A 23868-nucleotide genomic window follows, 5' to 3' on the forward strand; every position below is an offset into this window, starting at 1 on the left:
CTACTCCGGGTTGATCGGCAGGTCGGCGGCGACGGCGAGCAGCTCGTCGGCGCTGTCGGCCAGCAGGGCGGCGAAGTCGCTCTGCTCGCCGAGCACCCACCGCCGGGTGGCCGACGCCAGGATCGCCATGCCGAGGGCGGTGGCCAGCCGCGCGGTCTGCTCGTCGTGGCCGCGGCGGCACAGCGCCGCGGCGGTCACCTCGGCGAGCATCGCTTCCTTGATCAGGCTGCGCTCCCGCAACGGCGGGTTGTCCGCGATGACGGCGCGCAGCTCGATCAGCAGCTCGGGTGGCCGCAGCACGTCGGGCACGGCGGTGAACGCGGCCATCAGCGTCGCGAGCGCGCCGGTTCCGGCGGGCACCTTGTCGATGCCCGCTTCCAGGCAGGCCTGCAGCTCGTCGCCGGCGAACAGCACCTCCCGCTTGTCGGTGAACCAGCGGTAGAACGACCGCTCGGTCAGACCGGCGTGCCTGGCGATCTGGGCGACCGTCGTGCGGTCGTAGCCCTGATCGCGGAACAGCTCCAGCGCCGCGCGCTCGAGCCGCTCACGGGTGTTGCCTTCCCAGCGGGCCATGGCGCCAGCATAGCGACAGCAGATGCTGTCATCACTGTGCTACCGTCGAGTGACGACAGCATCTGCTGTCACTCAGCCACGGTCAGGAGATCGTCATGCGGACCCTGCGTTTCCACCGGAACGGCGAACCCCTCGACGTCCTGCGCCTCGAGGAGGCCGAGCCGCCCCGGCCGGCGCCGGGGCAGGTCCGGGTCGCCGTCGAGGTCTGCACCGTCAACCCGGCCGACCTGGCGCTGTGCCGGGGCCTCTACCCCGGCGACCTGCCCCGCGGGATCGGGCTCGAGGTCGCCGGCACGGTCGACGCCGTCGGCGCGGAGGTGACCGGTGTCCGGCTCGGGGACGCGGTGTTCGGTCCGGTTCCCTTCACCGGGCCGACCGCCGGCGCGTCCGGCCACGCGGTGCTCGACACCTGGTTCCCCCGGCCACCCGAGCTGGCTCCGGCGGCCGCCGCCGCGCTGCCGATGGCCGTGGACACCGCCCAGCTCGGCCTGGACCTGCTCGGCATCACCGCCGACACGACCCTGCTGGTCAGCGGAGGCGGCGCCACCACCGGCTTCGCCGCCGTGCAGCTGGCCCGCCTGAGCGGCGCCCGGGTGATCACCACGGCGGGCCCCACCCACACCGAGGCCCTGCGCGCCACCGGAGCCGAGGTCACCCCGTACGGCAAGGGCATGGCCGAGCGGGTCCGCGAATTGGCGGGCGGGCCGGTCGACGTCGTCTTGGACGTCTCCCCGCCCGACGACGCCACGATTCCCGAACTCCTGGGCACGGTCGCCGACCCCCGGCACGTCCTGACCATCAGCAACCTGGCCGCCGCCCGCGAACTCGGCGCCCGCGACGCGTTCACCGAAGGACCACTGGGCCACCGCTACGACGTCGTCGCGAAATGCGCCCAGCTCGCCGCGGAGGGCCGGTTCGCCATCCCGCTCGGCCACGCCGTCGCCCTCGACGACTGGCGGGAGGCCATCGCGGCGAGCCAGTCACAACGTCCCGGCGGCAAGGTCGTCCTCCAACTCGGCCCGGCCGCGAAGCCCCGGTGAGAACGGGGACCGGCGTCACGGCTGGGCGGCGGCCACCGCGGCGTAGAACTCGGCCGGGTCCTGGGCGAGGCCGGCCTTCACCGTCCGGCTCCAGTCGTCGACGAGCACCTCGACCGCACCCTCGGCCAAGCCGTCCAGCGCGGCCGCGACGACGTCGCGCGGCTTGAGCAGGGGGCCGTCGTAGTCGCCCATCATGTCAGTGTCGGCGGCGCCCAGGTGCACGCCCAGCACCTGCGTGCCCTGGTCGGCGAGCTCGACGCGCGTGCCGGCGGTCAGGCCCCACTCCGCCGCCTTCGCCGCCGAGTACGACGTGGCCCCGTTCCAGGAGAACCACGACAGCGCCGACAGGACGTTGACGATCGCCCCGCCCCCGTTGCGGCCGAGGACGTCGGCGAAGGCGCGGGTGACCGCCAGCGTGCCGAAGAAGTGGGTCTCCATCTCCCGGCGGACCTCGGCCAGGTCGCCGCGGACGAGGTTCTGGCCGGTCGAGATGCCGGCGTTGTTGACCAGCAGGGTCACGTCCCCGGCCTGCCGGGCGGCCCGCTCGATGCCGGCCGGGTCGAGCAGGTCCAGTGCCACGGGCACGACACCCGGCGTCGTGACGGTGCCGACGTCCCGGGCGGCGGCGTACACCTTCTTCGCGCCGCGCTCGCGCAGCTGCTCGACGAACTCCCGGCCGAGTCCGCGGTTGGCCCCGGTGACCAAGGCGACCGATCCCACGATGTCCACGTCGCTGTCCTTCCTGTTGTGGTTCTGCGGAAAGGCTAGAATCTGACGTCAGTGTCAGCTTCAACGCGAAGTGGCGGAGGTAACAGTGTCCGAAGTGGACGCCAAGATGCGCATCGGCGAGCTGTCCGCGCGCACGGGAGCCAGCGTCCGCTCGCTGCGCTACTACGAGCAGCGCGGCCTGCTCGCCTCGGTCCGGACGGCGGGGGCGCACCGGCTGTACCCCGAAACCGCGGTGGACCGGGTGCACCTGCTGCGCCGGCTGTTCGACGCCGGCCTGTCGAGCGAGACGATCGCCGCGCTGCTGCCCTGCGTCGACGCCCCCGCCGAAGAGGTCACCGTGCAGACGCTGGAGGTGATGCGGCGCGAACGCGAGCGGATCTCCGCGCAGATCGAGGCGCTGCTCACGACCCGCGACCACCTCGACGTCCTGCTGGCCGCGGCGACGGGCCACCTCCACGAGCAGCGCGGCGCCGCCCTCGCCGGATGACGCACGCGCGACCGCGGGACTTCAGGTCACGAGGTCGAGGGTCGCGCTCCGCTCGTTGAGGGGGCTGACCACCAGATCGGTGACACCGGCGTCTTCGTAGCGCTTGAGCGCGTCGGCGATCGCCGTCTCGTCCCCGATGACGACCGTGTCGGCCGGACCGGCCAAACCGGCGCGGCCGAGCGACGCGCGGTAGGCGGGCAGCTGCCCGACGGCGGTCAGCCGGCCGGCCAGCTCCGCTCGCGCGCGGTCGGGGTCCGGGCTCAGCAGGGTGATCAGCTGCGCGACGACACGCGCGCCGGGGGCGGCGCGCGGGGTGATCGACTCGGCGATCATCCGCGGCGTCGCCCAGGTGACGACCACCCCGTCGGCGAGGTCGCCGGCCAGTTCGAGCATGCGGGGCCCCAGCGCCGACAGCAGCAGGGCGGGGGCCGGGGCCGTGATCTCGAGCCGGGTGTCGACGGTGAAGAACTCCCCCTCGAACCGGACCGGTTCGCCGTGCAGGAGGGCCCGCAGGATCGTCAGGTACTCGCGGGTGTGCCGCAGCGGGGAGGTGTAGCCGAGGCCGAGCTGCTCGCGGACGTACCAGGCGTGGCTCGGGCCGACGCCCAGGACCACCCCACCGGCGGTGGCTTGGAGGGTCAGGGCTTCGGCCGCCGTGGTGACCGGGTGGCGGGGATACGTGGCGACGATCGCCGTCCCGATCTCCGGCGGGCGTCGGCGCAGGGAAGCGAGCAGGGTGAGCGGATCCCATCCGGCGGGCTTCTGGTTGGTCCAGAAACCGGCGAAGCCGCGGTCGGCGGCGTCGGCCGCCGCGGCCGCCACCTCGGCGGGAGACGAAGGATCGAGCAGAGCGGTACCGATGTGCATGAACCGATTCCAGCTGCCGGGACGGCCGCGAACCAGACCCACCTAGACTGTTCAGCGATCACTTTTCGTCATCGTGAGGGCGAGGACCGGCCGTGGAGCTGCGCGCGTTGCGGTACTTCGTGACGGTCGCCGAGGAACTGCACTTCGGCCGCGCGGCCGAGCGGCTCAACATCGTGCAGCCGGCGGTGAGCCACCAGATCGCCCGGCTCGAGCGCGACCTCGGCACGCGGCTGCTCGACCGGTCTCCCCGGCACGTCCGGCTCACCCCGGCCGGCGAGCGGGTGCTCGCGGCGGCCCGGGACACGCTCGCCGCGGCCGCGCGCGTCCGCGTGGTCGCCGGCGAGCCCGCCGCCCGGGTGCGGATCGGCGTCACCCCCGGGGTGACCGCCCGGCTGGAACGGGCCGCGGAACTCCTGCGCGAGGGCGACCGGCCGGCCGAAGCCTCACTGGTGGACTTGCCGGTACCGGCACGGCTGGCGGCCGTCCGCGCCGGGGAGCTGGACCTCGCGCTGGTGCGCGGACCGGTGGACCCGGCCGGTCTCCGCGTCGTGCGGGCGTGGTCCGAGCCCCTCCTGGCCGTCGTGTCCGACGGGCACCCGCTGGCGGAGCGGACCGGGGTGCCGCTCGGCGAGCTCGAGAGCACCCCCCTGCGCTTGCCCGGCCACGACGAGGACCCGGCCATGCACGACGCGGTCATCACGGCACTGCGTCAGGCGGGAAGCCCGGCGAGGGCCCGCTCGGAAGGCTCGATCCTCACCATCCTCATCGAGATCGGCGCCGGGCAGAACGCGTGGACCCTGCTGCCGGCCGAACAGCTGACCGGGTTCGCCGCACGCCGGGTCCGCGCGCTCCCCCTCGATCCGCCCCTGAGCGTCGACGGCCACATCGTCGCCTCGCTGAAGACCCCGGAAATCTGCGTGTCTTCGTTCGTGCGCGCGTTCGCCGACGCACCGTCGCGGCTCAGCGAGCCAGCAGGTCCCGGATCGCGGCCGTGATCTCGTCGGGTGCTTCCTCGGCCATGAAGTGCCCGGCCCGGGTCAGCCGGTGGTCCAGGTCCGGCGCCCACGCCTTCCACACGCCGGCGGCCTCGTAGCCGAGCTGCGCGCCCCAGTCCTGCTGGACGACCGTGACCGGCATGGCCAGCTGCGAGCCGGCGTCGAGGTCGGCTTGGTCGTGCTCGACGTCGATGTCCGCCGAGGCGCGGTAGTCCGCGACGATCGACGGCACCGCGGCGGCGCTCGCCCGCAGGTACTCCGCACGCACCTCGGCCGGGATCGCGGCCGGGTCGTTGGCCCACGCGTCGAGGAACGAGCCGAAGAACGCGTCCGCGCTGGCCGCGATCATCGTCTCGGGCAGGCCCGGCGGCTGGGCCATGAGGAAGAGGTGGTAGCCGACCGCCGCCGGGACGCCGTGCAGGACGTTCCACATGTCGAGCGTCGGCACCACGTCGAGGATGCCGAGGTGGGTGACGGACTCGGGGTGGTCCAGGCCCGCCCGGAAGGCGACCAGGGCACCCCGGTCGTGGCCGACGAGGGCGAAGCGCTCGTGGCCGAGCGCCGCCGCCAGCTTGACCACGTCGTCGGCCATGGTGCGCTTGGCGTAGACGCTCCGGTCGGCGGCGGGCGGCTTGTCGCTGGCGCCGTAGCCGCGCAGGTCGGGGCAGATCACCGTGTGCTCGCCGGCGAGGCGCTCGGCGACGTGCCGCCACATCAGGTGGGTCTGCGGGAAGCCGTGCAGCAGCACGACCGGGTCGCCGCTGCCGCCGACGGCGGCCGCCAGTTCCACGTCGCCGGCGCCGGGCAGGCGGACATGGTCGAAACCGCGGATGGTGAGAGTCATGGAAAGCCGTCCTTCTTCTGGGGAACCCGACCCGGCCAGCGTGGCCGCGGTCGATCAGCAACCGATCAGCACGAGAGGCGTGGCCGGTGCCCGACCGGCGATGATGGCGGCATGCGAATCGACGTGCTGGGCGCCGTGCGGGCGCTGCGCGACGACGGGAGCCCGGTGGACCTGGGCGGGCCGCGCCATCGCGAAGTGCTCGCGCGGCTCGTCGCGGCCGAGGGGCGGATGGTCACCACCGACACGCTCGTCGGCGACTTGTGGACCGACCCGCCCGCCCGCGCGGTGGGCGCGCTGCGCACGTTCGTCGCCGCCCTGCGCCGCGCCCTCGAACCCGGCCGGCCACCCCGCACCCCGCCGCGGGTGATCGTCACCGAAGGGCCGGGCTACGCGCTGCGCCTGCCGCGCGAGGACGTGGACGTCCACCGGTTCGAGGACGCCCTGGCACGAACCCGGCGGGCTCCCGGCGCCGTGCCCGAGCTGAGCGCGGCACTCGCGGCCTGGCGGGGAGCCGCGTACGCCGACGTGCCCGACTCCGCGTGGGCGCAGCGCGAGCGAACGCGGCTGGAAGAGCTGCGGCTGACGGCCGTGGAGCTGCGCGCCCGCGTTCTGCTCGACGCGGGCGAGGGCGGCGACCTCGTGGCCGAACTCGGCGCCCACGTCACGGAACACCCGTGGCGCGAGCCTGCTTGGGGGCTGCTGGCCCGCGCCTTGCACCGCGCCGGACGCCAGGCCGACGCGCTGGCCACCCTCCGCCGCGCTCGCGCGATGCTCGTCGACCAGCTCGGGCTCGACCCCGGGCCCGACCTCCAGCGGCTGGAGACCGAAATCCTGAACGGGGCCGCGCCCGTGTGGCCGGCCGCCGGTGCCCGGTTCGGGCCGCGCACGACCGTGGACCTGGCCCGCACCCTCGCCCTGGCGGGCGGCGACGCCCTCGTCCACTCGCGGCGCGACCGCCTGACCGCGATCCAGGCCGCCGAGCGCACCGGCGACCTCCTGCTGACAGCCCGGATCATCGGCGCCTACGACGTGCCGGCGATCTGGAGCCGGGCCGACGACCCCGGGCAGTCGCGCGCCGTCGTGGCGGCCGCCGAGCGCACGCTCACCGCGCTCGGTCCGGACAGTCCGCCCGATCTGAGAGCCCGTCTCTTGGCGACGGTCGCCGTCGAGAGCCGGAGCGCCGATCTCACCGCCGCAGAGCGGGAACGCGCGCGGCGAGCCGCGGACGAGGCCGAAGCACTGGCCCGCGGCGCCGGCGATCCCGCGCTGCTGGCGTTCGCGCTCAACGGGGTGTTCCTGCAGTCCTTTTCCCGCCCCGGGCTGGCGGCCGTCCGGGACCGGACCGGCGCCGAAATCCTCGACGTGGCAACACGGCACGACCTGCCGGCCTTCGCCGTGCTCGGCAGGCTCGTCCGCCTGCAGTCCGCCTCGGCCGCCGGCGACCTCGACACCGCGGCGGAGCACGCGGCGGCGGCCGAACAGCTGGCCGCCACCGCCGAGTCGCCCTTGGTCGCCGTCCTCGTCGCGTGGTACCGGGCCCGGGCGACGGCCGCCCGCAGCACCGAACCTGGCGGCCCGGCCCCCGCCACGGCCGCGGCGCAGTACCGCGCCGCCGAGGACGCCCTGCGGACGGCGGGCATGCCGGGACTGCACCGCGGCCTCTTCCCCTTGGCACTGCTGGGGTTGCGCCTGCTGCACGGCCGGGCCGCGCCCACCGACCCGCACCTCGACTGGGGTCCGTACCGCCCGTGGACCCAGCCCCACGTGTTGCTCGCCCACGGCAGGCGGGACGAGGCCCGCGCCGCCCTCGCGGCCGCGCCCGAACCGCCGCGCGACCACCTGCAGGAGGCGATGTGGTGCCTGACCGCCCACGCCGCGGTGCGGCTCGGCGAGCACGGGATCGCGGCCACCGCCGCGGAAAGCCTGCACGACGCCGCGGGTGAACACGCCGGCGCGGCGAGCGGGATGCTGACCTTGGGGCCGGTGGCGCGGTACCTGGCCGAAGCGGCCGCGTGCGCCGCAACGAGGTGAGCGGCATTCCGCGGCGTCGTGCGGCTTCGAACCGGCGGTGGTGATCACCCGGACCCCGAGCCGGCGCTCACGACGACGCCGCGTTCAGCGCCGCCTCGATCGCGCGCGTCAGCGTTTCCAGGTACCGGTCTTCGATCGGGCCCTTGAGCACGAGCATCCGGAAGGCCAGCGGCGCGATCAGCAGGTCGGTGCCCAGCTCCAGGTCCAGGCCGGGCGGAAGGTCGCCGCGGTCGATCGCGGCACGCAGGATCGCGCGCGCCGCCGCCCGGCGCGGCTCGGCCACGCCGCTCCGCAGCACCTCGGCGAGGACCGCGTCGTGTTCGGCTTCGGCCAGCAGCCCGGCTCCGATCCGGGTGATGAGCGGATTGGCCAGCTGAGCGCGGAAGGTGGCGAACAGCTCGCGCAGGTCTGTCCGCAGCGCGCCGGTGTCCGGGGTGGGCGGAAGCGCGCCGGCGACCTTGTCCCGGATCAGTTCCGCGAACATCGCCTGCTTCGACCGCCACCGCCGGTACAGCGCGGCCTTGCCGACCCCGGCCCGCCGGGCGACCGCGTCCATCGACGTCCGCGCGTACCCCGTCTCGGCCAGCTCCGCGAAAGCCGCCTCCGTGATCGCGTCCGTCACCTGCCGCCGCAGCACCGCCCCGCCGCTCACCGGCCGGCCGCTCTCCTCACCCGTGGACATGCCGGCCAGCTTAGCGAACGGAACGGTTGCGTTCCATCTGGAACTTCGCTACAACGGAACGAGACCGTTCCGTTCGTAACCAAACCGGAGGCATCCGATGAAATTCCTCTTCGAGGACGAGTCCTTCTCCTTCGAGGCCCTGCGCGCCGCCGGCTACACCGCCTACGCGGGCGCCGACCTCGGCGAAGTCCTGGTCACCTGCCGGCAGATCCCCGAGGGCGACGAGCAAGCCTGGTCGACGCAGTGGGCCGCGACGGCCGCGCGGATCGAGGGCATCGGCCGCGACGCCCTGGCCGCCGGGCACAAGGTCAGCGCGCGGGAGGCGCTGCTGCGGGCCTCCAACTACTACCGCGCCGCCGACTTCTACCGCCGCGACGACCCCGCGCACGACCCGGAGTCCGCGCGACTGGCGAAAGCCGCCCAGCAGGCTTTCGCCGACGCCGCCCCGCTGCTGGACACCCCGGCCCGCGCGCTGAGCATCCCGTACGAGGGCACCACCCTGCCCGCGTACCTGTTCCTGGTCGACGACTCGGGCGCGCCGCGTCCGACCGTGATCTTCCACGGCGGGTTCGACTCCATCCTGGAGGAGAGCTACTTCGCGATCGCCGTGGGCGCGCTGCGGCGCGGCTACAACGTCCTCGCCTTCGACGGCCCGGGCCAGGGTGCCCCGCTGCGTCAGCAGGGCCTGTACTTCCGGCCCGACTGGGAAGCGGTGGTCACCCCGGCCGTCGACCTCGCCCTGACCCTGTCCGAAGTGGACAACGACAGGATCGCGCTGATCGGCATGAGCATGGGTGGCTACCTCGCCGGGCGCGCGGCCGCGTTCGAGCACCGCATCGCCGCCTGCGTGCTCTACGACGGGGTCTACGACCTGCACGAGCCCTTCGCCGCCGTCGCCGCGCAGGCCGCGTCGACCCCGGGCGGCCTGGACGCGGTGATCGCGCGGAACACCGGAGCGAGCTGGGTCGTCCGCAACGGCAAGTGGACCTTCGGGATGTCCACCTTCGACGAGGTGGTCGAGGCGACCAAGGCGTACACCATGGCCGGCATCACCGACCGCATCACCTGCCCCACCCTGGTCCTCGACGCCGAGAACGACCAGTTCTTCGCCGGCCAGCCCCAGCGCGTGTTCGACGAACTGACCTGCGAGAAGGAGCTGATCCTCTTCCGCGAGGACGAAGGCGCCGGCGAACACTGCCAGGAAGGCGCGCTGTTCCTGTTCCACCAGCGCACTTTCGACTGGCTCGACACAGTCATCGCCCACTGAACGACCGTCGGCGCCGGCCGCAAGAACCACCGCCCGTCTCACCGGTAAACGCGGTGAAACCCGATTTCCGGCGCAGATCCGTAATCCCGGTGGCGCTTCTGAAAAGGTTTCAGCGTCCGTCACCACCAACTGGTGCACGCGTTGCCCGAATAGGTCCCCGGCGCGTCGGTGCACGCTCGCATCACGTACTGGCTCGACGGATAGGTCAGGGTCGCCAATGTGAACGTGTCGCCGACGGTCCCCCGCTGGGTCGGGCCACACTGGTACCAGTCGCGACCACCGTTCGCGCTGTAGTCCAGCCACACCCTCGTCGTGGACGGTCCGTTCAGCGCCCGCGCCCAACCCACCTGGCGCCCGTCGGGCAGATTGCCGTACCGGACCTGGGCTTGGATGCCGTGCCAGGGCGACGGCAGCTGGATGCCGGTCTGGGCGTTCGACGTGGTTTCCGGATCGAAGCCCTCACCGCAGCTCGCACCGATCCGACCCAAGGGAGCCGCCGTCGCTCCACCCGGCGCCGCCGGGGCGGCCACGGCGGAGGGAGACAGCGAAAGAACGGTTGCCGTCACGATACCCAGCGCCGACACAACCGAAAACAATCCCTTTTTGGACATTTCGTTCCACCCTTCCGAGGCGCGAATTGAGGACGACTCTGTGTACCATTGACGGGTAGTCGAGGTGCAGCTATTGCACCGATGTGCAAAACCGCTGGTCATGACACCGAGTCCACCGGGGGTATCGTGCTGCGGATACATTTCACCTACGAAGACCTCGAGCGCACCGTCGTGGCTCCCACAGCCGATCCTCTGTGGGAAATGCTGCTCAGTGGATTTCGGCTGCGAGAGAACGATCGGTTGCCGATCTTCGAGCCGTGGGCGCGCAACGTACGCTCCGACCACCGGGCCCGGGAAGGAATGGCGCTGGGAGCCCGGCTGTTGGCCGCCCTCGCCCCGTCCGCACCGTATTTCCCGGACTTCCTCACCCCACCGGAGGCCGGTCAGGGGTTGGCGAACGGCCTGGCTGCGCTGTCCGCGACGTCTCCCGTGGAGATGCGCGCACAGTTGACCCGCCTCGACGCGATCGCTCCACTGCCGCGGTGGATCCGCCCGCTCGCCGACGGAGATCGAGACTTCCTCGGCGACGTCGCCGCGGCCTTCGGCCGCTACCACGACGCGGCGCTGGGTCCGTACTCCGATCTCGTCCAACGCGCCGTGGACGCCGACCGGTCACTGCGGGCCCAGCAGTTCCTGACCGGCGGGATCGAGGCCATGCTCACCGGTATCCGGCCGGTTGCCCAGTGGCGGCGTCCCGTCCTCGAGGTCGAGCACGCCGTCGAGCAGGACCTCCACCTTCGGGGACGCGGACTACGACTCGTACCGTCGTTCTTCTGCGGAAGGACGGCCTGCACCTTGGCCGACCCGGCACTTCCACCGACGCTCGTCTATCCGATCGATCCCGGCTGCCGGTGGACGTTCGCCGAAGCGGACCGACGCCCGTTGCGAGTGCTCATCGGCGCGACCCGGGCCGCTGTGCTCGCGGCTGTCGGTACGGGAGCGACTACTACCGAACTGGCTCGCCACGTCGGCACTTCCCCCGCATCCGCAAGCCGGCACGCAACAGTGCTCCGCGACTGCGGGTTGATCACCACTCGTCGCGACGGCATGGCGGTCGTACACAACCTCACCTCACTCGGCGAAGCACTCCTGGAACACCATTGAGCCTTCCTCATCGATTCGGCTCGGCGGACAGGCGCAGTGTCCGCGACAACCCAACGCGGCCGTCCGGACCGCCGGGGCCAGCTGCGCCGGACGAACCTGCTCACGCGGACCGCCACCGACAGCGCCGCCACTACCACCGCACGCAACGGCCAGACTTCCCAGCGCACCGAGGAACAGTATGGCCAGCGCCAGGGACACCCCGATTCCCAACCAGGTCAGCGCCGCCGGCCACGTGCCGTTGATGAGCGTGTAGAGCACCGTCGTCAGGAACACGACGAGGTGGCCGGTCAGCGCGGTCACCGCGCCGGTCGTCACGGCCGACGCGATGCCACTCCGCCGTCCGGTCAGGAAACCGGCGCCGATGTAGTAAGGGAAGAACAGCACGACGACGATCGCGACATGTCGGCTCGGGCGCGAGGCGCTCCGTTGCTCGCGAGGGCGACCGGGGCGTGCTGCCGCAGCGGACAGGCCGCAGGTGTTTCGCCGATTGCTCGCCACTCGCTCGTGGAACCTGGGAGAATTCCCCTCGTATCCGCCAGGCCTGGTTCGCGAGGGGAGATCAGGTGAACATCACGCTCCTGGTGATCGGATTGGTCTTCGTCGCCGCCGCGGTTGTCGGCGGCGGACTCAAGGCCGCCGGGATCGAAGTCTCGGTGATCTCTTCGGTTCCCCGCCAGATCGGGCTGGCCATCGTCGGAGCCGCGGCGATCGCCCTCAGCGCCTTGGGCGCCGGGAGCACCTCGGCCCCCACCGCGAGTTCTCCGTCAACCGCCCCGGCCGGCAAGGCGACCACCGGCGACCCGACGGCGCAGGCGGAGACCGGAAAGCAGCCGGCACCACCTGAACGCTACATTCCGGAATTCCGAAATGTCTCGTTCACCACCCCGATCCCCCACGGCACCTGCCGTGACGAGGACGGCGTCACGTTCTCCGCGGACGGCCCGAAGGTCGAAACCGACATCGATTCGGCCAACACCGACAATTACACCGCGGCCGACTTCTTCTACAGCAACTGCAACCAGTCCAACGACGCCTGGCTGCTCGTCCCGGACGAGAACGCCTTCGCCGCGATGGATCAACCTCCGGCCACCGCGGAAGCCTGCGCCACCGCGGCAACCCAACGCCCTGGCGCGAAGAGAATCCTCGGCCCGTCCCTTCACCCGGGGATGGGTTTCTGCCTCGTCAGCGACTTCTCCAAACAGGTCGTCTACCTCGCTGTCACGCAGGTCTCCGGCGATCACAGCATCGCCTGGACCGCGACCGGCTGGAAAGACACGCACTCCTCCTGACATCCCGCAGCCACCGAGGTGTGCGGCCAAGGTCGGTTCGGCTTCCGTCGCAGAGGCTGCCCGTACGGAGCTTCGGAGTGTCGTATTCAGCGACCATCGCCTTGCCGGCAGCGGGGCGGGTGCCCGGAAAAGCACATCCGCGTCGAGTAACGCCCGGTGGGTCACCTGCGAGACCGCAGGTGACCCACTCAGGCCGTCAGTGGAGGCCGACGCCGGTGGTGTACGCGTCCTGGTCGTTGGCGGTGGACGCGTTCGGTGCGCCGGCCTGGCAGGTGCGCGGTGGAGTACCCGGTGTGCCGGTGCCGGGGCAGAGGAACAGGTCCGGCGGGCGGGTGTCCGACCAGACCGGGTACGCGGTGCGGGCGGTGACGGCGATCCCGGCGTAGTCACCGTAGAAGGTGCCGGCGAACTGCGTCGGCGGCGGCATGCTGCCCGACGTCGCCCGGGTGTGGGTGAACCCGGCCGAGACCGTGATGTCCGAGAAGCCGGTGGTCTCGTCGGCGCCGTACTGGCGGTCGTAGTAGCTGACGGCGAAGGTGCCGTCCGGGCCGAACGCGGCACCCTGCCAGAACTGGTCGGTCCTCGCCTGCCCGGACGCGGTGGTGACCACCGGCAGCCGCCGGACGTCGGTCGTACTGCCGGTGAACGAGGCACCGGCGTTCGTCGACGCCGACAGCACGATGTCGTTGTTGCAGGTGCCGTTCTTCACGCCGGTGTAGGTGTTGATACCGGTGGCCGGGTTGAACCCCGTCGGCGTGCAGCCGGTGGCCTCGTTGGAGTTCCGGCTGATGTAGGAGCCGTAGGTCACCAGGATCCGGCGCGGGTTCCGCGGGTCGACGCCACCGATCGGGTAATTGCTCGCGCGGAACACGGAGTTCGCCGACGGCCCCTTCTCCGGGACGCAGGCGCGGCCGGGGTCCTGGCCGTTCTGGTAGGCCGCGCAGTCGGGCAGCTCGTGGTAGTTGCCGACCAGCACCGGCGCGGAGAACGTCTGGCCGCCGTCGGCCGAGCGGGCCAGCAGGACCTGGTTGTGGTTGTCCGCCGGCCCCGCGACCGCGTTGTTGAAGTTGTTGAACACCACGTACAGCGCGCCGTCCGGGCCGACGAACGGCTGCGAGTCCTGGTTCTGGTTGCACCGGCCCCGCGGAGTCGGGAAGCCGAGCGGGTTGGCGCACAACGGGGTGTCGGCACTGACGAGCACCGGCGCGGAGAACGTTTCGCCGTAGTCGGCGGAGTAGGCCTCGTAGATGTAGCCGGTGCCGTCGTCGGCGAAGGTCGTCCACGACACGTAGACGCGGTCGCGGAACGGGCTGCGCGGATTGCCGTCCACGGTCAGCAGTTGCTTGTCCAGCAGGAAGTTCCCGGCGCCGGCGGTGTCGTCGTGGGTGGCGACGGGCCGTCCGGGGAAGTTCCAGGACGCGCCGTTGGTGCCGGTCGAGCGGAACACCAGGAACGCGCTGGACTGGTCCGGGTTCGGGGACACGGTGTTGCCGCGGTTGAACACCTGGCACGAGAGGTAGGCGTTTCCGCGGGAGTCCCAGGCCACCGACGTGTCGCCACCGGACTGCCAGTATTCCCGAGGCACGCCGCCGAAGTCGGTGCCACGGCTGAAGCCGTTCGGCGTGGTCGCGTCGGCCCAGGTGCGGGCGCCGTCCAGGGAATAGCTGACGCCGCAGGTGCCGTCGCCGCGCCGGTAGTCGTTGTAGGTGGCGATGAGGTGGCCGGGGTTGTTCGGGTCGGCGGCGGCCCAGGTCTCGTTCTGTGCCTGGGACCGGCCCTGCAGATCGGCGTCGGCGAGGTTCAGGCAGTTCTGGTTGACCTTGACGTTGGCACCGAACCGGTTCGCGCACGGCGCGGCGGTCGACGGCGTGGCCCGGTCGGGAGCCAGCGCGCGAGCGGCATTGGCCGGGTCCTCACCGTTGAGAACCGTGGACAGCAGCCCGGAGACGTGGCGCTGCTGCACGGGGTTGAGCTGGCGGTAGCCGAACGGCTGGGCAGTGGCCGGGCCGACGGCGAACACCCCGAGCGCGGCGGTACTGAGAATCGTGACACTGATTGCGGAAATGGTGCGGGGACGCGACACGGGCGTACTCCCTCTTTTGACCGGTATTTCCGGTTTGCGGTCAGCCACACGGAATCGACCGTGCCTTGGCCGCCGCAGGAATGGTCGTCCCGAAACGCCTCGTCGTTACCCGGGTGCCCACTGTCCACAGGGGAGCAGGTAAGCGCACGGCCAACTGTTCCGCCGTTCGGGCGCCCCCGAACGGGTCTGGATCGGTGGAGACCTCTTTACGGCACCCGATCCGAGTGGCTGGATCGACAGTCGTCATGGCCCGCAGCGGCGACCCCGCTGCCCGCCTCACTGCCTCACCTCACCGGAGAAGGTGACCGCGCCATGCCGCTTTCCCGAAAACTCGTCACCGCAGCATTCCTGCCGGCCGTCGTGGTCGGTGGTCTCCTGGTCTCCGCGACGTCCGCGGCCGCGAACGTCGCCGTCACCCAGGTCAGCTCCGATCCGTTCACCGACGCGCAGGCGCAGCACAGAACCGAGGTCGAACCCGACACGTTCGCCTTCGGCACCACCATCGTCTCGGCCTTCCAGGTCGGCCGCGTCTTCGGCGGCGGCTCGTCCGACATCGGCTTCGCCACCTCGACCGACGGTGGCGCCACCTGGACCCAGGGCTTCCTGCCGGGCACCACCGCCAACACCGGCGGCCCCTGCGGCCAGATCAGCGACGCCGCCGTCGCCTTCGACGCCAAGCACAACGTCTGGCTGATCTCCTCCCTTGGCGTCACCTGCCCGAGTGGTACCCCGGTGTTCACCAGCCGCTCCACCGACGGCGGCAAGACCTTCGGCAACCCCGTCACCACCGCGACCGGCTCGCTGGACAAGAACTGGATCGTCTGCGACAACACCGCGTCCAGCCCGTTCTTCGGCAACTGCTACACCCAGTACGACATCACCAGCTCCGGCGACTCCATCCGGATGAAGACCTCCAGTGACGGCGGCCTCACCTGGGGCCCCGCCCGCGCGCCGTCCGGCACCCACACCGGGCTCGGCGGCCAGCCGGTGGTGCAACCCAACGGCACGGTCGTGGTCCCCTACCTCTCGCTCAACGACCAGATCCGCAGCTTCCGCTCGACCAACGGCGGCGCGAGCTGGAGCTCCACCACGCAGGTCGCCGCGATCAGCCACCACGACGCGGCCGGCGGCCTGCGCGAAGAAGCCCTGCCCAGCGCCGAAATCGACGGCAGCGGCACCGTATACGTCGCCTGGTCGGACTGCCGGTTCCGGGCCGGCTGCCCCGGCAACGACATCGTGCTGAGCAAGTCGGCCAACGGCACCACCTGGACCACGCCGGCCCGCGTGCCGATCGACGCGACGACCAGCACGGTGGACCACTTCGTCCCCGGCATCGGTGTCGACCCGTCGACCTCGGGTGCGAGTGCCCGGATCGGCCTGACGTACTACTTCTACCCCACCGCCGCCTGCACCGCCGCGACGTGCCGGCTGGACGTCGGGTTCATTTCCTCGGCCAACGGCGGCACCAGCTGGAGCACCGCCACCCAGGTGGCCGGGCCGATGAACCTGTCGTGGATCCCGGACACCTCGCAGGGCCGCATGTTCGGCGACTACATCTCGACGTCGGTCCGGGCCGGCGGCAACGCCTACCCGGTCGTGCCGATCGCCTCGGCCCCGAGCGGCTCGACGTTCACCATGGGCATGTTCGCCCCGACCGGCGGCCTGCCGATCACCGGCGGCGCCCGCCGCGCGGCGGAAACCCCGGCATCGCGAACGGCGGCAACCACCTCCGTCCTGGCCGCTTTCTGATCGCAGCAGGTGACCCGTCCGGGCCGGCCCGACTGCTAGGCCGGCGTGTCCACCCGGTCCACGCCGACCTCGGTCAGCGGCACGGACGGGTCACCGAGCCGGTCGACGTCGACCGTTGCGCCTGAGCGGATGAGGTCCTTGATCGGGTCGGTGACGTCCCAGACGTTGACGTTCATGCCCGCGACGACCTTGCCGCCCTTGAGCCAGAAGGCGATGAACTCGCGCGCCGGGACGTCGCCGCGGAAGACGACGCGGTCGTAACCGTCGTGGTGGCCGAGGTACTCCATCCCGAGGTCGTACTGGTCGGTGAAGAAGTACGGCAGCTCGTCGTAGACCTCGTCCGCGCCGAGCATCCCGGCCGCCGCGACGGTGGGCTGGTTCAGCGCGTTGGCCCAGTGCTCCACGCGAAGGTGGCGGCCCAGCAACGGGTGGTGGGCATTGGCGGCATCGCCGGCGGCGAAGATGTCGGGATCGCTGCTGCGCAGGTGGGCATCGACCTGGATGCCGTTGTCCACGACCAGTCCGGCGGCTTCGGCCAGCGTGGTGTTGGGGACCGCGCCGATGCCGACGAGCACGGCGTCGGCGTCGATCCGGGTGCCGTCGGCGAGGCGGACACCGTCCGGGCCGGCTTCGGTGACCCGGACACCGAGGCGCAGGTCGACACCGTGTGCGGTGTGCAGATCGGCGAACACCCGAGCGGCCTCCCGGCCGAGGACGGGCAGCAGCGGCAGCTCCAGGGCTTCCAGGACGGTGACGTCCAGGCCGGCCTGGCGGGCCGCCGCGGCGACCTCGAGGCCGATCCACCCGGCGCCGACCACGGCGAGCCGTGACCTGGTCGCCAGGACGTGCCGCAGCCGCTCGGTATCGCCGAAGCGACGCAGCCGCAGGGTGTCCTCCGCGCCCGGCAGCGTGCGGGGTTCGGCGCCGGTGGCCAGCAGGAGCTTGGCGTACCCGACGCGGCTGCCGTCCCCGAGCACGACCTCGTGGGCAGCGCGGTCCACGGCCGTCACGAGGGTGCCGAGCCGCAGGTCGATGTCGTGGTCGGCGTACCAGCTTTTCGGGTGCACGAACGCGCTCTCCCGCCCGGCTTTGCCCGTGAGCACGTCCTTGGACAGCGGGGGCCGCTCGTAGGGGCGGTCGTGCTCGTCACCGAGCAGGACGATCCGCCCGTCGAAGCCTTTCTCCCGCAACGCTTCGGCGGCCTTCGCGCCCGCCAAGCCGGCCCCGATGATCACGAACGTCGGCGATACCACTGTTGAGCTCCTCGCTGGAATTTTTCGGATGGTGCGCGGACCGGGCGGCGTCAGCTGCCGATGCCCAGGGCCGCGAGCAGGACGAGCACCACGGTGGCGACGGCGACCAGCCCGTGCGCGGCGACCACCACGACCGGGAAGTGCTGCTCGGGCGCCGCGTCTGCGGCCGACGCGGCCGCGGTGCGGTCGCGGTAGCCGGGGATCCACCGGGCCAGCATGGTGAAGCCCAGCAAGGCGACCGGCACCAGCAGGACGAACGCGATCCACGCGAGTGTCTTGCCGCCGGCGATCAGGTAGACGATCCACAGGACCAGCCCGGCCGCGGCGAGGGCGAAGTGCCCGAAGATCAGGCCCGGGGAGAACCGGCTGCGGCGCGGTTCGCGGGTGCCGCCCTTGGCGATCCAGGTGCCCAGCATGACGAAGCCGCCGACGGCGGTGACCAGCCAGGCGATCAGCGCGGCGATGTCCATGGGAATTCTCCTCGGTGTGGTGGCGGGAAGGGAACGGTTCAGGAGGTGTGGCGAGTCGCGTAGCCCTCGGCCTGGGTGGACTCGGCGGCGACGCGGACGCCGTAGTGGTAGGCCAGCTTGCCGCCGAGGTAGCCGGACGCGGCGAGGACGACGAGTGCGGCCGCGGACAGCACCAGCGGGCCGATCCCGACCGGACCGGGTCCGTCCGAGGCCGCGCGCCGCCAGAAGAAGCCGGCGACGTAGGCCGCGGTGACCACGAGGTTGAGGCTCATGTGCGTCAGCCCGGTGCGGAACGCCGGTGTGCCGGAAGGGATGGCCAGCAGGTCGAGCGTGCCGATCAGCGCCGCGACCAGCGCGCCGATCACCCCGATCGCGATCAGCCAGACCGAGCCGCGCGCCAGGAAACCGGGGTCGTCGACGATCCGCGAGCCGATGTCGAACACCAGGCCGGAGACCCAGGCGCCGATGGGCACGGTGACCAGGATCGGGTGGAAGGGGTGCCCGTACGGGCCGGCCAGCACCGCGCTCACCGGCTGCTTCGCCTGTTCGAGTTCGTTCGTCATGATGACCACTCCTTTTCGCCAGCGAAGTTTGGTCTTATTACCGGCGACGGTCAAGTCGAGCAGGTGAGCGCTACCCGATCGGAGTTACAGCCATGAGGATCGGTGTTAGCCTGCTGCCATGGACCAGGAGCCGATCAGCGCGCTCGCCGCGCTGGACGATCCGCTGCGCAGCGGCATGTACACCCACATCCGGCAGGCCCGGCACCCGGTCACGCGGGACGAGGCCGCCGAGGCGGTCGGCATCTCCCGCAAGCTGGCGGCCTTCCACCTGGACAAGCTGGTCGCCGCCGGGCTGCTGCGGACGCGCTACGAGTTCGTCGGCGGCATCCGCAAGGTCGGGCGCGCCCCCAAGGTCTACGAGCCGTCCGACCTCGAAGTGCAGGTGAGCATCCCGCCCCGCCAGCACGACGTCCTCGCCGAGATCCTGCTGGACGCCGTCCTCGACGAAGGCGACGGCGAAACCGCCCGGGAGGCGACGCTGCGCACAGCGCACCGGCACGGCGAAGCGCTGGGTTCGGCGGAACGGCAACAGGTCCGCCCGGGACGCCTCGGCACCGAGCGCGCCTTGACGCTCACCTCGGCCGTGGTCGAGCGCCACGGCTTCGAGCCGGATCGGGAGACCCCGACGTGCCTGCGGCTGCGCAACTGCCCGTTCCACCCGCTGGCCGCGAAGGCCCCGGACCTGGTGTGCGGCATCAACCAGGCCTTCCTCAGCGGTTTGCTCGACGGCCTCCAGGCTCCGACCGTCGAAGCCGTCCTCGATCCGCGCGCGGGCGAGTGCTGCGTCGAATTGAGGCCCGCGGCAATTCCGGGCGACGACAGTGCTCGACCGCCGTCGACCACATCCTGAGCTGACGACCAAATCAGCGGCCGCCCGCGACACGGTGTAGAAACGCTACAAACAGCGTCCCCCCATTGTGAAATCGCGACAACCGCGCAAGCAGATTTCTCCGCACCATGGAGATATCAGCACAACTGCGATGCGGAGGTCGGAAATGATCGGCGCCAACGGGAGCGACGTCACCCCCGTCACGGGTGTTCGGGGCGACCGCGGGCCACGAACGGCGATCGTGGTGGGTGCCGGCATCGTCGGGCTGTCGGCAGCGTGGTTCCTGCAGCGGCGCGGGGTCGAAGTGACCGTGCTTGATCGCGACGGAGTGGCGGCCGGTGCCTCGCGCGGAAACGCCGGGTGGATCGCGCCGAGCCTGGTGGCCCTGCACGAGCCTGCCGCGCTGCGGTACGGGTTGCGCTCACTCACGCGCCCGGCCGGCGTGCGGCGAAACTCGCCCGTCCCGGACCGGGAATGGTGGGGCTTCCTCGCGCAGGTCACCGCGAACCGCCGCTGGTCGTCGTGGACCCGGGCGGTCCGCCGGAACCAGCCGCTCACCGACGAGTGCATCGACGCCTTCCAAGTGCTTACCACGAACGGAGTCGACGCGCGGACCGTCGAAGCTCCGGTCGTCGCGGCGTTTCGGACCGTGCAGCAGGCGGAAGGCCTGCTGGGCGTCCTGGACCGGCTGGAGGAGATCGGGCACCCGGTCGAACGCAGCGGGCTGTTCGGACAGGCCTTGCGTGCCGAGATGCCGCTGGCCTCGCCGGCGCTCGCCGTCGGCGTGCGGATCGAGGGGCAACGGTATGCCGATCCCGAGGACTTCACCCACGCACTCGCCCGCTCGGTGCTCGCCCGGGGCGGGGACATCCGGACCGAGGAGGTCGTGGACGTACACGCTCGCCGTGGTGGTGTCGAGGTCCGCACCGATGGCGGTCCGGCACTCCGGGCCGACGTGGCGGTGATCGCCACCGGCGCGTCGGTGGCCCGCCTGGCCCGCCGCTGCGGCGTGCCGGTGCCGGCGCGGATGAGCCGCGGGTATTCCTTCACCGTCGCGGTGGACCGTCCCGTGCCCGGGCCGATCTACCTACCCGAAGCGCGCGCGATGTGCACACCTCATCGCGACGGGATGCGCGTGGCCGGAATGGCGGAATCGCTTGTCCCGGAAGGGGAAGACGTCAGGTCGCTCATCGCGTCCGCGCGTCCGCTGCTCGAGGGCGTGCGCTGGAGCGAGCGGGGGAACCTCTGGGTCGGCGACGGCCCGGTGACCCCGGACGGCCGGCCGCTGATCGGCGCGACGCCCGTGGCCGGCGTCTATCTCGCCGGCGGCCACGACCGGTGGGGGTTCACGCACGGCCCGGTGACCGGTCGCCTGCTCGCCGAGCAGATCACCACCGGCACGCGACCGGAGGCACTGCGCGCGTTCGCCCTCGTGAATTCCAGGGAGTAGGACATGCTCAGCAATCGCGAACGCGCGACGTTGCGCGACATCCAGGATCAGCTGGCCGACGACCCCGACTTCGAACAGTTCTTTCGCGCCCGGGTGGCAGCGCCCCCACGACCGTGGCAGCGCGTCGCCTGCGACATCACTGCCGGCGCGTCAGGTCTACTGGGCTGCTTCCTGATGCTGATCGGATCATTCGGCGCCGCTGCTTCACTTTTCGCGGTGGCCATCGCGCTCGGACTGGCCGGCCGCCTCGGCAATCGTTGACGAGAATATCGGAGAAATCATGACTGCGGCATACTCTGCCCTCGCCATCACCGTCGTCGCGTTCATGCTGATCGCGTCCAGTTTCCGGGTGATCAACCAATACGAACGCGGTGTCGTCTTCCGGTTCGGGCAGGTGCGGCCGGCCATCCGGGGCCCCGGCCTCGCCGTGATCGCGCCCGTGATCGACCGGCTGCAGAAGGTCAACATGCAGATCGTCACGATGCCGGTGCCCACTCAGGACGGCATCACCCGCGACAACGTTTCGGTGAAGGTGGACGCCGTCGTCTATTTCAAGGTCAGTGACCCGGTACGCGCGACCGTCGACGTCCAGGACTACCAGCAGGCCGTCGGTCAAGTGGCGCAGACATCGCTGCGCTCGATCATCGGCAAGAGCGACCTCGACGATCTCCTGTCCAACCGGGAACGGCTCAACCAGGGCCTGGAACTGATGATCGACAGCCCGGCGCTGGGCTGGGGTGTCCACATCGACCGGGTGGAAATCAAGGACGTCGTGTTGCCCGACTCCATGAAGCGCTCGATGTCCCGGCAGGCCGAGGCCGAGCGGGAGCGGCGGGCACGCGTCATCACCGCCGAAGGCGAGCTGCAGGCATCGGAAGCCTTGGCCCAGGCCGCCGCGGCCATGGAAGACACGCCGGCCGCCCTGCAGCTGCGGCTGCTCGAGACGGTCGTGGCCGTTGCCGCGGAGAAGAACTCCACCCTCGTCCTTCCCTTCCCGGTCGAGCTGCTCCGGTTCCTCGAACGGTCGACGCCGTCCGAGGTGAACGCGGAGCCCGCTCCCGCCAGCCAGCTGACGAAAGGATCACCATGACCGCGGCGACTCGCACGCCGACCCGGTTTCGGATGCGCATCCCCCAGGACATCGCCGGGAAGCTGGATCGCTACGTGTCCGCCATCGTGGCCGACCTGAGGCGGCGATTCGAGGATCGCGGGAAAGACCGGTCCGTCGACGGTTCACGTGCGGTCGTCCTGGATCTGACCGGCGTTTCGGAGGTTCCGCACTCCGCTCTGATCCTCCTCGTCACCCTGCTCCGCCGGACCCTCGGCGACGACGTCGCCATCACGCTGACCGGGGTCGGCCCGGCCGTCCTGGCACCGCTGACCGCACTCGAATTCCCGCCCGGCGTCGACGTCATCGACTCGCGACGACGCAGGTGGCCCGGATCGGCGACAATCCGCGCTCGGTGATCGTGGTCGGCGCGGGCATCATCGGGCTGTCGACGGCGTGGTTCCTCCAGGACCGCGGCGTCGCGGGGCAACGCCGGCTGGATTTGCAGCCCGAAGCACCACGCGAGTTCGACCCCATGCGATGACTCGCGCGCAGCCGAACGTCTCTAGTGCGTCGCGGTGGCGCGGCCGATGCGGACCCGCCACCGCGCCGGCCCCCGCTCGAGGTAGTCCCAGGCGTACTGGCCCGGGAAAGCCGTGTCGAACTCGCGGCGCAACGGCTTCGGATCATGGTTGTTCACCAGCACGAACGACTCCCCTTCGCCGAGCCGGGCGTAGGTGCCGAAGATGCGGGGGTGCCGCTGGCCGTGCGGTATCTCCCGGACGTCGAGCTCGTCCGGCTTCTCCAGGTGCTTTCCCGCCAGCACAGCGCCCATGTCCTGGACGAGGCCGGCCAGGTCGGCTCCGGGGAGTTCGGCGAGGGCGGGCAGGAGAACCGATTTCTGGATTTCCAGGCATGACTCGAGCATGGTGACGAGGGAACGGGCGGCCGCGCGGGCTCGGTCGGCCGTACTCGCCGTTTCCAGGTCCGCGATGTCGTCGGCGATGCTCCGGTGCTGGATGCGCAATGCGGTGACCAGCAGGCGGGTCGGGCCGGCACCGGCGGCCGGCGCGTACAAGGCCTGGTCCGCGGCGGTGAGGTAACGCCGGATCCGGTCGGCGCAGAACGCGTTCAGGCCGGCCTGAGCGGCCTGCCGGTCGGCGGGCTCCAAGCTGAGTTCGGTCAGCAGCGCGGACTTCGAGCGGGCCTCGCCCAGCAGTGTGTCGATGGTGCCGGTGAGCCACTTGGCCGCCCGGACGGCGGGATCGTCGCCGGTCCCCTGGATGTGGATCGAAGCCGAGCTCATCGCGTCCTCCTTCACGACCACGCCGGGTCCGCACTCCGCGGCCGGTCTCGACAGTTCAGCAGGACACCCTAATTTTTATAAGACGCCTTCGTGTAAACTCCGTCTCAATCGACAGTCTTGTGAGGAAAGGCTTTCCCGCTGTGGATCACACCTCCGGCGCGCTCCTGAGCGCGTTCAGCTTCACCTGGCTCGGCCTGGTGCTCGGCATTTCCTTCCTCGAGGCACCGCTGAAGTTCCGCGCGCCCGGGGTGACGATCCCGCTCGGGCTGGGCATCGGCCGGCTGGTGTTCCGCGCCCTGAACGTCGTGGAATGCGTGCTGGCCGCCGGGCTCGTCGTCGCCGTGGCCCTGGGAGGATTCGCCGTTCCGGCGGGTGCGCTGGTGGTGGCCGTCCTCGTCCTGCTCGCGATCCAGCTGGCCGCGATCCGGCCCCGGCTGAACCGCCGCACCGACCGCGTGCTCAGCGCGCCGGACGGTGCGGACCTGCCCCGGTCGCACGCGCACGTCGCCTACGTCGCCATCGAACTGGTGAAGGTCGTCGCCTTGCTGTCGCTGGGAATCACCGCCCTCCGACCAGGCTGAGCGTCCGGCGGCGAGGT

General features: G+C 71.4%; 27 protein-coding genes. 15 read left to right on the forward strand and 12 right to left on the reverse strand.

Going from position 1 to position 23868, the window contains the following annotated elements; translation table 11 throughout:
• Positions 1-573 (reverse strand): helix-turn-helix domain-containing protein, encoded by a 573-nt coding sequence (locus tag AB0J40_RS07145; RefSeq protein WP_364448770.1) that lies wholly within the window; start codon positions 571-573, stop codon positions 1-3.
• 95 nt (positions 574-668) lie between these two features.
• On the opposite strand from AB0J40_RS07145, the gene AB0J40_RS07150 reads away from it, so the two are divergent.
• Positions 669-1613, forward strand: a complete 945-nt coding sequence (locus AB0J40_RS07150; RefSeq protein ID WP_364448773.1) for a zinc-binding dehydrogenase — start codon at positions 669-671, stop codon at positions 1611-1613.
• A gap of 15 nt (positions 1614-1628) precedes the next feature.
• Here the strand turns inward: AB0J40_RS07150 and AB0J40_RS07155 are convergent, their stop codons facing one another.
• Positions 1629-2342 carry an SDR family oxidoreductase gene (locus AB0J40_RS07155; RefSeq protein ID WP_364448774.1) on the reverse strand — a complete coding sequence of 238 codons (714 nt, stop codon included), beginning with the start codon at positions 2340-2342 and terminating at the stop codon, positions 1629-1631.
• A gap of 85 nt (positions 2343-2427) precedes the next feature.
• Between AB0J40_RS07155 and AB0J40_RS07160 the strand changes: the two genes are divergently transcribed.
• Complete coding sequence (locus AB0J40_RS07160; protein ID WP_364448777.1) at positions 2428-2829, forward strand: MerR family transcriptional regulator; 402 nt, start codon at positions 2428-2430, stop codon at positions 2827-2829.
• A 21-nt stretch (positions 2830-2850) separates the two neighbouring features.
• Here the strand turns inward: AB0J40_RS07160 and AB0J40_RS07165 are convergent, their stop codons facing one another.
• A complete protein-coding gene (locus AB0J40_RS07165) occupies positions 2851-3696 on the reverse strand; it encodes an LLM class flavin-dependent oxidoreductase (RefSeq protein WP_364448779.1) in 846 nt (281 codons plus the stop codon).
• Positions 3697-3788: 92 nt separating this feature from the next.
• Here AB0J40_RS07165 and AB0J40_RS07170 point away from each other — a divergent pair, with 92 nt between their 5' ends.
• Positions 3789-4691, forward strand: coding sequence for a LysR family transcriptional regulator (locus AB0J40_RS07170; protein WP_364448782.1), 903 nt, complete (start codon positions 3789-3791; stop codon positions 4689-4691).
• On the opposite strand, the gene AB0J40_RS07175 is transcribed toward AB0J40_RS07170, so the two are convergent.
• Entirely contained in the window at positions 4657-5535 is an 879-nt protein-coding gene (locus AB0J40_RS07175) for an alpha/beta hydrolase (RefSeq protein ID WP_364448785.1), read from the reverse strand. The genes AB0J40_RS07170 and AB0J40_RS07175 overlap by 35 nt on opposite strands.
• Before the next feature lie 111 nt (positions 5536-5646).
• Here AB0J40_RS07175 and AB0J40_RS07180 point away from each other — a divergent pair, with 111 nt between their 5' ends.
• Positions 5647-7566: a BTAD domain-containing putative transcriptional regulator gene (locus tag AB0J40_RS07180; protein WP_364448788.1), complete on the forward strand. Its 1920-nt coding sequence runs from the start codon at positions 5647-5649 to the stop codon at positions 7564-7566.
• Between the two features lie 67 nt (positions 7567-7633).
• Here the strand turns inward: AB0J40_RS07180 and AB0J40_RS07185 are convergent, their stop codons facing one another.
• The gene (locus AB0J40_RS07185; protein WP_364448790.1) at positions 7634-8248 is read right to left on the reverse strand and encodes a TetR/AcrR family transcriptional regulator; all 615 of its coding nucleotides are present in this window, start codon (positions 8246-8248) and stop codon (positions 7634-7636) included.
• Between the two features lie 97 nt (positions 8249-8345).
• On the opposite strand from AB0J40_RS07185, the gene AB0J40_RS07190 reads away from it, so the two are divergent.
• The gene (locus AB0J40_RS07190) at positions 8346-9515 is read left to right on the forward strand and encodes an alpha/beta fold hydrolase (RefSeq protein WP_364448792.1); all 1170 of its coding nucleotides are present in this window, start codon (positions 8346-8348) and stop codon (positions 9513-9515) included.
• A 119-nt stretch (positions 9516-9634) separates the two neighbouring features.
• On the opposite strand, the gene AB0J40_RS07195 is transcribed toward AB0J40_RS07190, so the two are convergent.
• Positions 9635-10126, reverse strand: a complete 492-nt coding sequence (locus AB0J40_RS07195; RefSeq protein ID WP_364448797.1) for a hypothetical protein — start codon at positions 10124-10126, stop codon at positions 9635-9637.
• An 81-nt stretch (positions 10127-10207) separates the two neighbouring features.
• Between AB0J40_RS07195 and AB0J40_RS07200 the strand changes: the two genes are divergently transcribed.
• On the forward strand, positions 10208-11230 hold the full coding sequence (locus tag AB0J40_RS07200; RefSeq protein ID WP_364448799.1) for a winged helix-turn-helix domain-containing protein: 1023 nt from the start codon (positions 10208-10210) through the stop codon (positions 11228-11230).
• Here the strand turns inward: AB0J40_RS07200 and AB0J40_RS07205 are convergent.
• Positions 11198-11614 carry a hypothetical protein gene (locus AB0J40_RS07205; RefSeq protein ID WP_364448802.1) on the reverse strand — a complete coding sequence of 139 codons (417 nt, stop codon included), beginning with the start codon at positions 11612-11614 and terminating at the stop codon, positions 11198-11200. The two genes, AB0J40_RS07200 and AB0J40_RS07205, sit on opposite strands and share 33 nt — an antisense overlap.
• A gap of 179 nt (positions 11615-11793) precedes the next feature.
• Here AB0J40_RS07205 and AB0J40_RS07210 point away from each other — a divergent pair, with 179 nt between their 5' ends.
• Positions 11794-12519: a hypothetical protein gene (locus AB0J40_RS07210; protein WP_364448805.1), complete on the forward strand. Its 726-nt coding sequence runs from the start codon at positions 11794-11796 to the stop codon at positions 12517-12519.
• 196 nt (positions 12520-12715) lie between these two features.
• On the opposite strand, the gene AB0J40_RS07215 is transcribed toward AB0J40_RS07210, so the two are convergent.
• Positions 12716-14602 carry a sialidase family protein gene (locus AB0J40_RS07215; RefSeq protein ID WP_364448808.1) on the reverse strand — a complete coding sequence of 629 codons (1887 nt, stop codon included), beginning with the start codon at positions 14600-14602 and terminating at the stop codon, positions 12716-12718.
• 312 nt (positions 14603-14914) lie between these two features.
• Here AB0J40_RS07215 and AB0J40_RS07220 point away from each other — a divergent pair, with 312 nt between their 5' ends.
• Positions 14915-16351 carry a sialidase family protein gene (locus AB0J40_RS07220; RefSeq protein WP_364448811.1) on the forward strand — a complete coding sequence of 479 codons (1437 nt, stop codon included), beginning with the start codon at positions 14915-14917 and terminating at the stop codon, positions 16349-16351.
• A 35-nt stretch (positions 16352-16386) separates the two neighbouring features.
• On the opposite strand, the gene AB0J40_RS07225 is transcribed toward AB0J40_RS07220, so the two are convergent.
• From AB0J40_RS07225 to AB0J40_RS07235, 3 genes are read right to left on the reverse strand one after another with little or no spacing between them, the layout of a single operon-like run.
• Positions 16387-17604, reverse strand: a complete 1218-nt coding sequence (locus AB0J40_RS07225) for an FAD-dependent oxidoreductase (protein ID WP_364448814.1) — start codon at positions 17602-17604, stop codon at positions 16387-16389.
• A gap of 50 nt (positions 17605-17654) precedes the next feature.
• A complete protein-coding gene (locus AB0J40_RS07230; protein ID WP_364448817.1) occupies positions 17655-18074 on the reverse strand; it encodes a hypothetical protein in 420 nt (139 codons plus the stop codon).
• A 38-nt stretch (positions 18075-18112) separates the two neighbouring features.
• Complete coding sequence (locus AB0J40_RS07235) at positions 18113-18637, reverse strand: DUF2231 domain-containing protein (RefSeq protein ID WP_364448820.1); 525 nt, start codon at positions 18635-18637, stop codon at positions 18113-18115.
• 118 nt (positions 18638-18755) lie between these two features.
• On the opposite strand from AB0J40_RS07235, the gene AB0J40_RS07240 reads away from it, so the two are divergent.
• From AB0J40_RS07240 to AB0J40_RS07265, 6 genes are all read left to right on the forward strand, one after another.
• Positions 18756-19487, forward strand: a complete 732-nt coding sequence (locus AB0J40_RS07240; RefSeq protein ID WP_364448823.1) for a helix-turn-helix domain-containing protein — start codon at positions 18756-18758, stop codon at positions 19485-19487.
• A gap of 145 nt (positions 19488-19632) precedes the next feature.
• The gene (locus AB0J40_RS07245; protein ID WP_364448824.1) at positions 19633-20916 is read left to right on the forward strand and encodes an FAD-dependent oxidoreductase; all 1284 of its coding nucleotides are present in this window, start codon (positions 19633-19635) and stop codon (positions 20914-20916) included.
• Positions 20917-20919: 3 nt separating this feature from the next.
• The gene (locus tag AB0J40_RS07250) at positions 20920-21177 is read left to right on the forward strand and encodes a DUF3040 domain-containing protein (protein ID WP_364448826.1); all 258 of its coding nucleotides are present in this window, start codon (positions 20920-20922) and stop codon (positions 21175-21177) included.
• A gap of 19 nt (positions 21178-21196) precedes the next feature.
• Complete coding sequence (locus AB0J40_RS07255; RefSeq protein ID WP_364448829.1) at positions 21197-22006, forward strand: SPFH domain-containing protein; 810 nt, start codon at positions 21197-21199, stop codon at positions 22004-22006.
• A complete protein-coding gene (locus AB0J40_RS07260; protein WP_364448832.1) occupies positions 22003-22383 on the forward strand; it encodes an STAS domain-containing protein in 381 nt (126 codons plus the stop codon). Before AB0J40_RS07255 ends, AB0J40_RS07260 begins: the two co-directional genes overlap by 4 nt.
• A complete protein-coding gene (locus tag AB0J40_RS07265) occupies positions 22380-22508 on the forward strand; it encodes an FAD-dependent oxidoreductase (RefSeq protein ID WP_364448834.1) in 129 nt (42 codons plus the stop codon). Before AB0J40_RS07260 ends, AB0J40_RS07265 begins: the two co-directional genes overlap by 4 nt.
• 21 nt (positions 22509-22529) lie before the next feature.
• On the opposite strand, the gene AB0J40_RS07270 is transcribed toward AB0J40_RS07265, so the two are convergent.
• The gene (locus tag AB0J40_RS07270) at positions 22530-23270 is read right to left on the reverse strand and encodes a DUF2249 domain-containing protein (protein ID WP_364448837.1); all 741 of its coding nucleotides are present in this window, start codon (positions 23268-23270) and stop codon (positions 22530-22532) included.
• Positions 23271-23410: 140 nt separating this feature from the next.
• Between AB0J40_RS07270 and AB0J40_RS07275 the strand changes: the two genes are divergently transcribed.
• Positions 23411-23851: a hypothetical protein gene (locus AB0J40_RS07275; RefSeq protein WP_364448839.1), complete on the forward strand. Its 441-nt coding sequence runs from the start codon at positions 23411-23413 to the stop codon at positions 23849-23851.
• The last annotated feature ends 17 nt before the right edge of the window (positions 23852-23868 follow it).

Source organism: Amycolatopsis sp. NPDC049691, assembly GCF_040675005.1.
In the GTDB taxonomy this organism is placed as follows: domain Bacteria; phylum Actinomycetota; class Actinomycetes; order Mycobacteriales; family Pseudonocardiaceae; genus Amycolatopsis.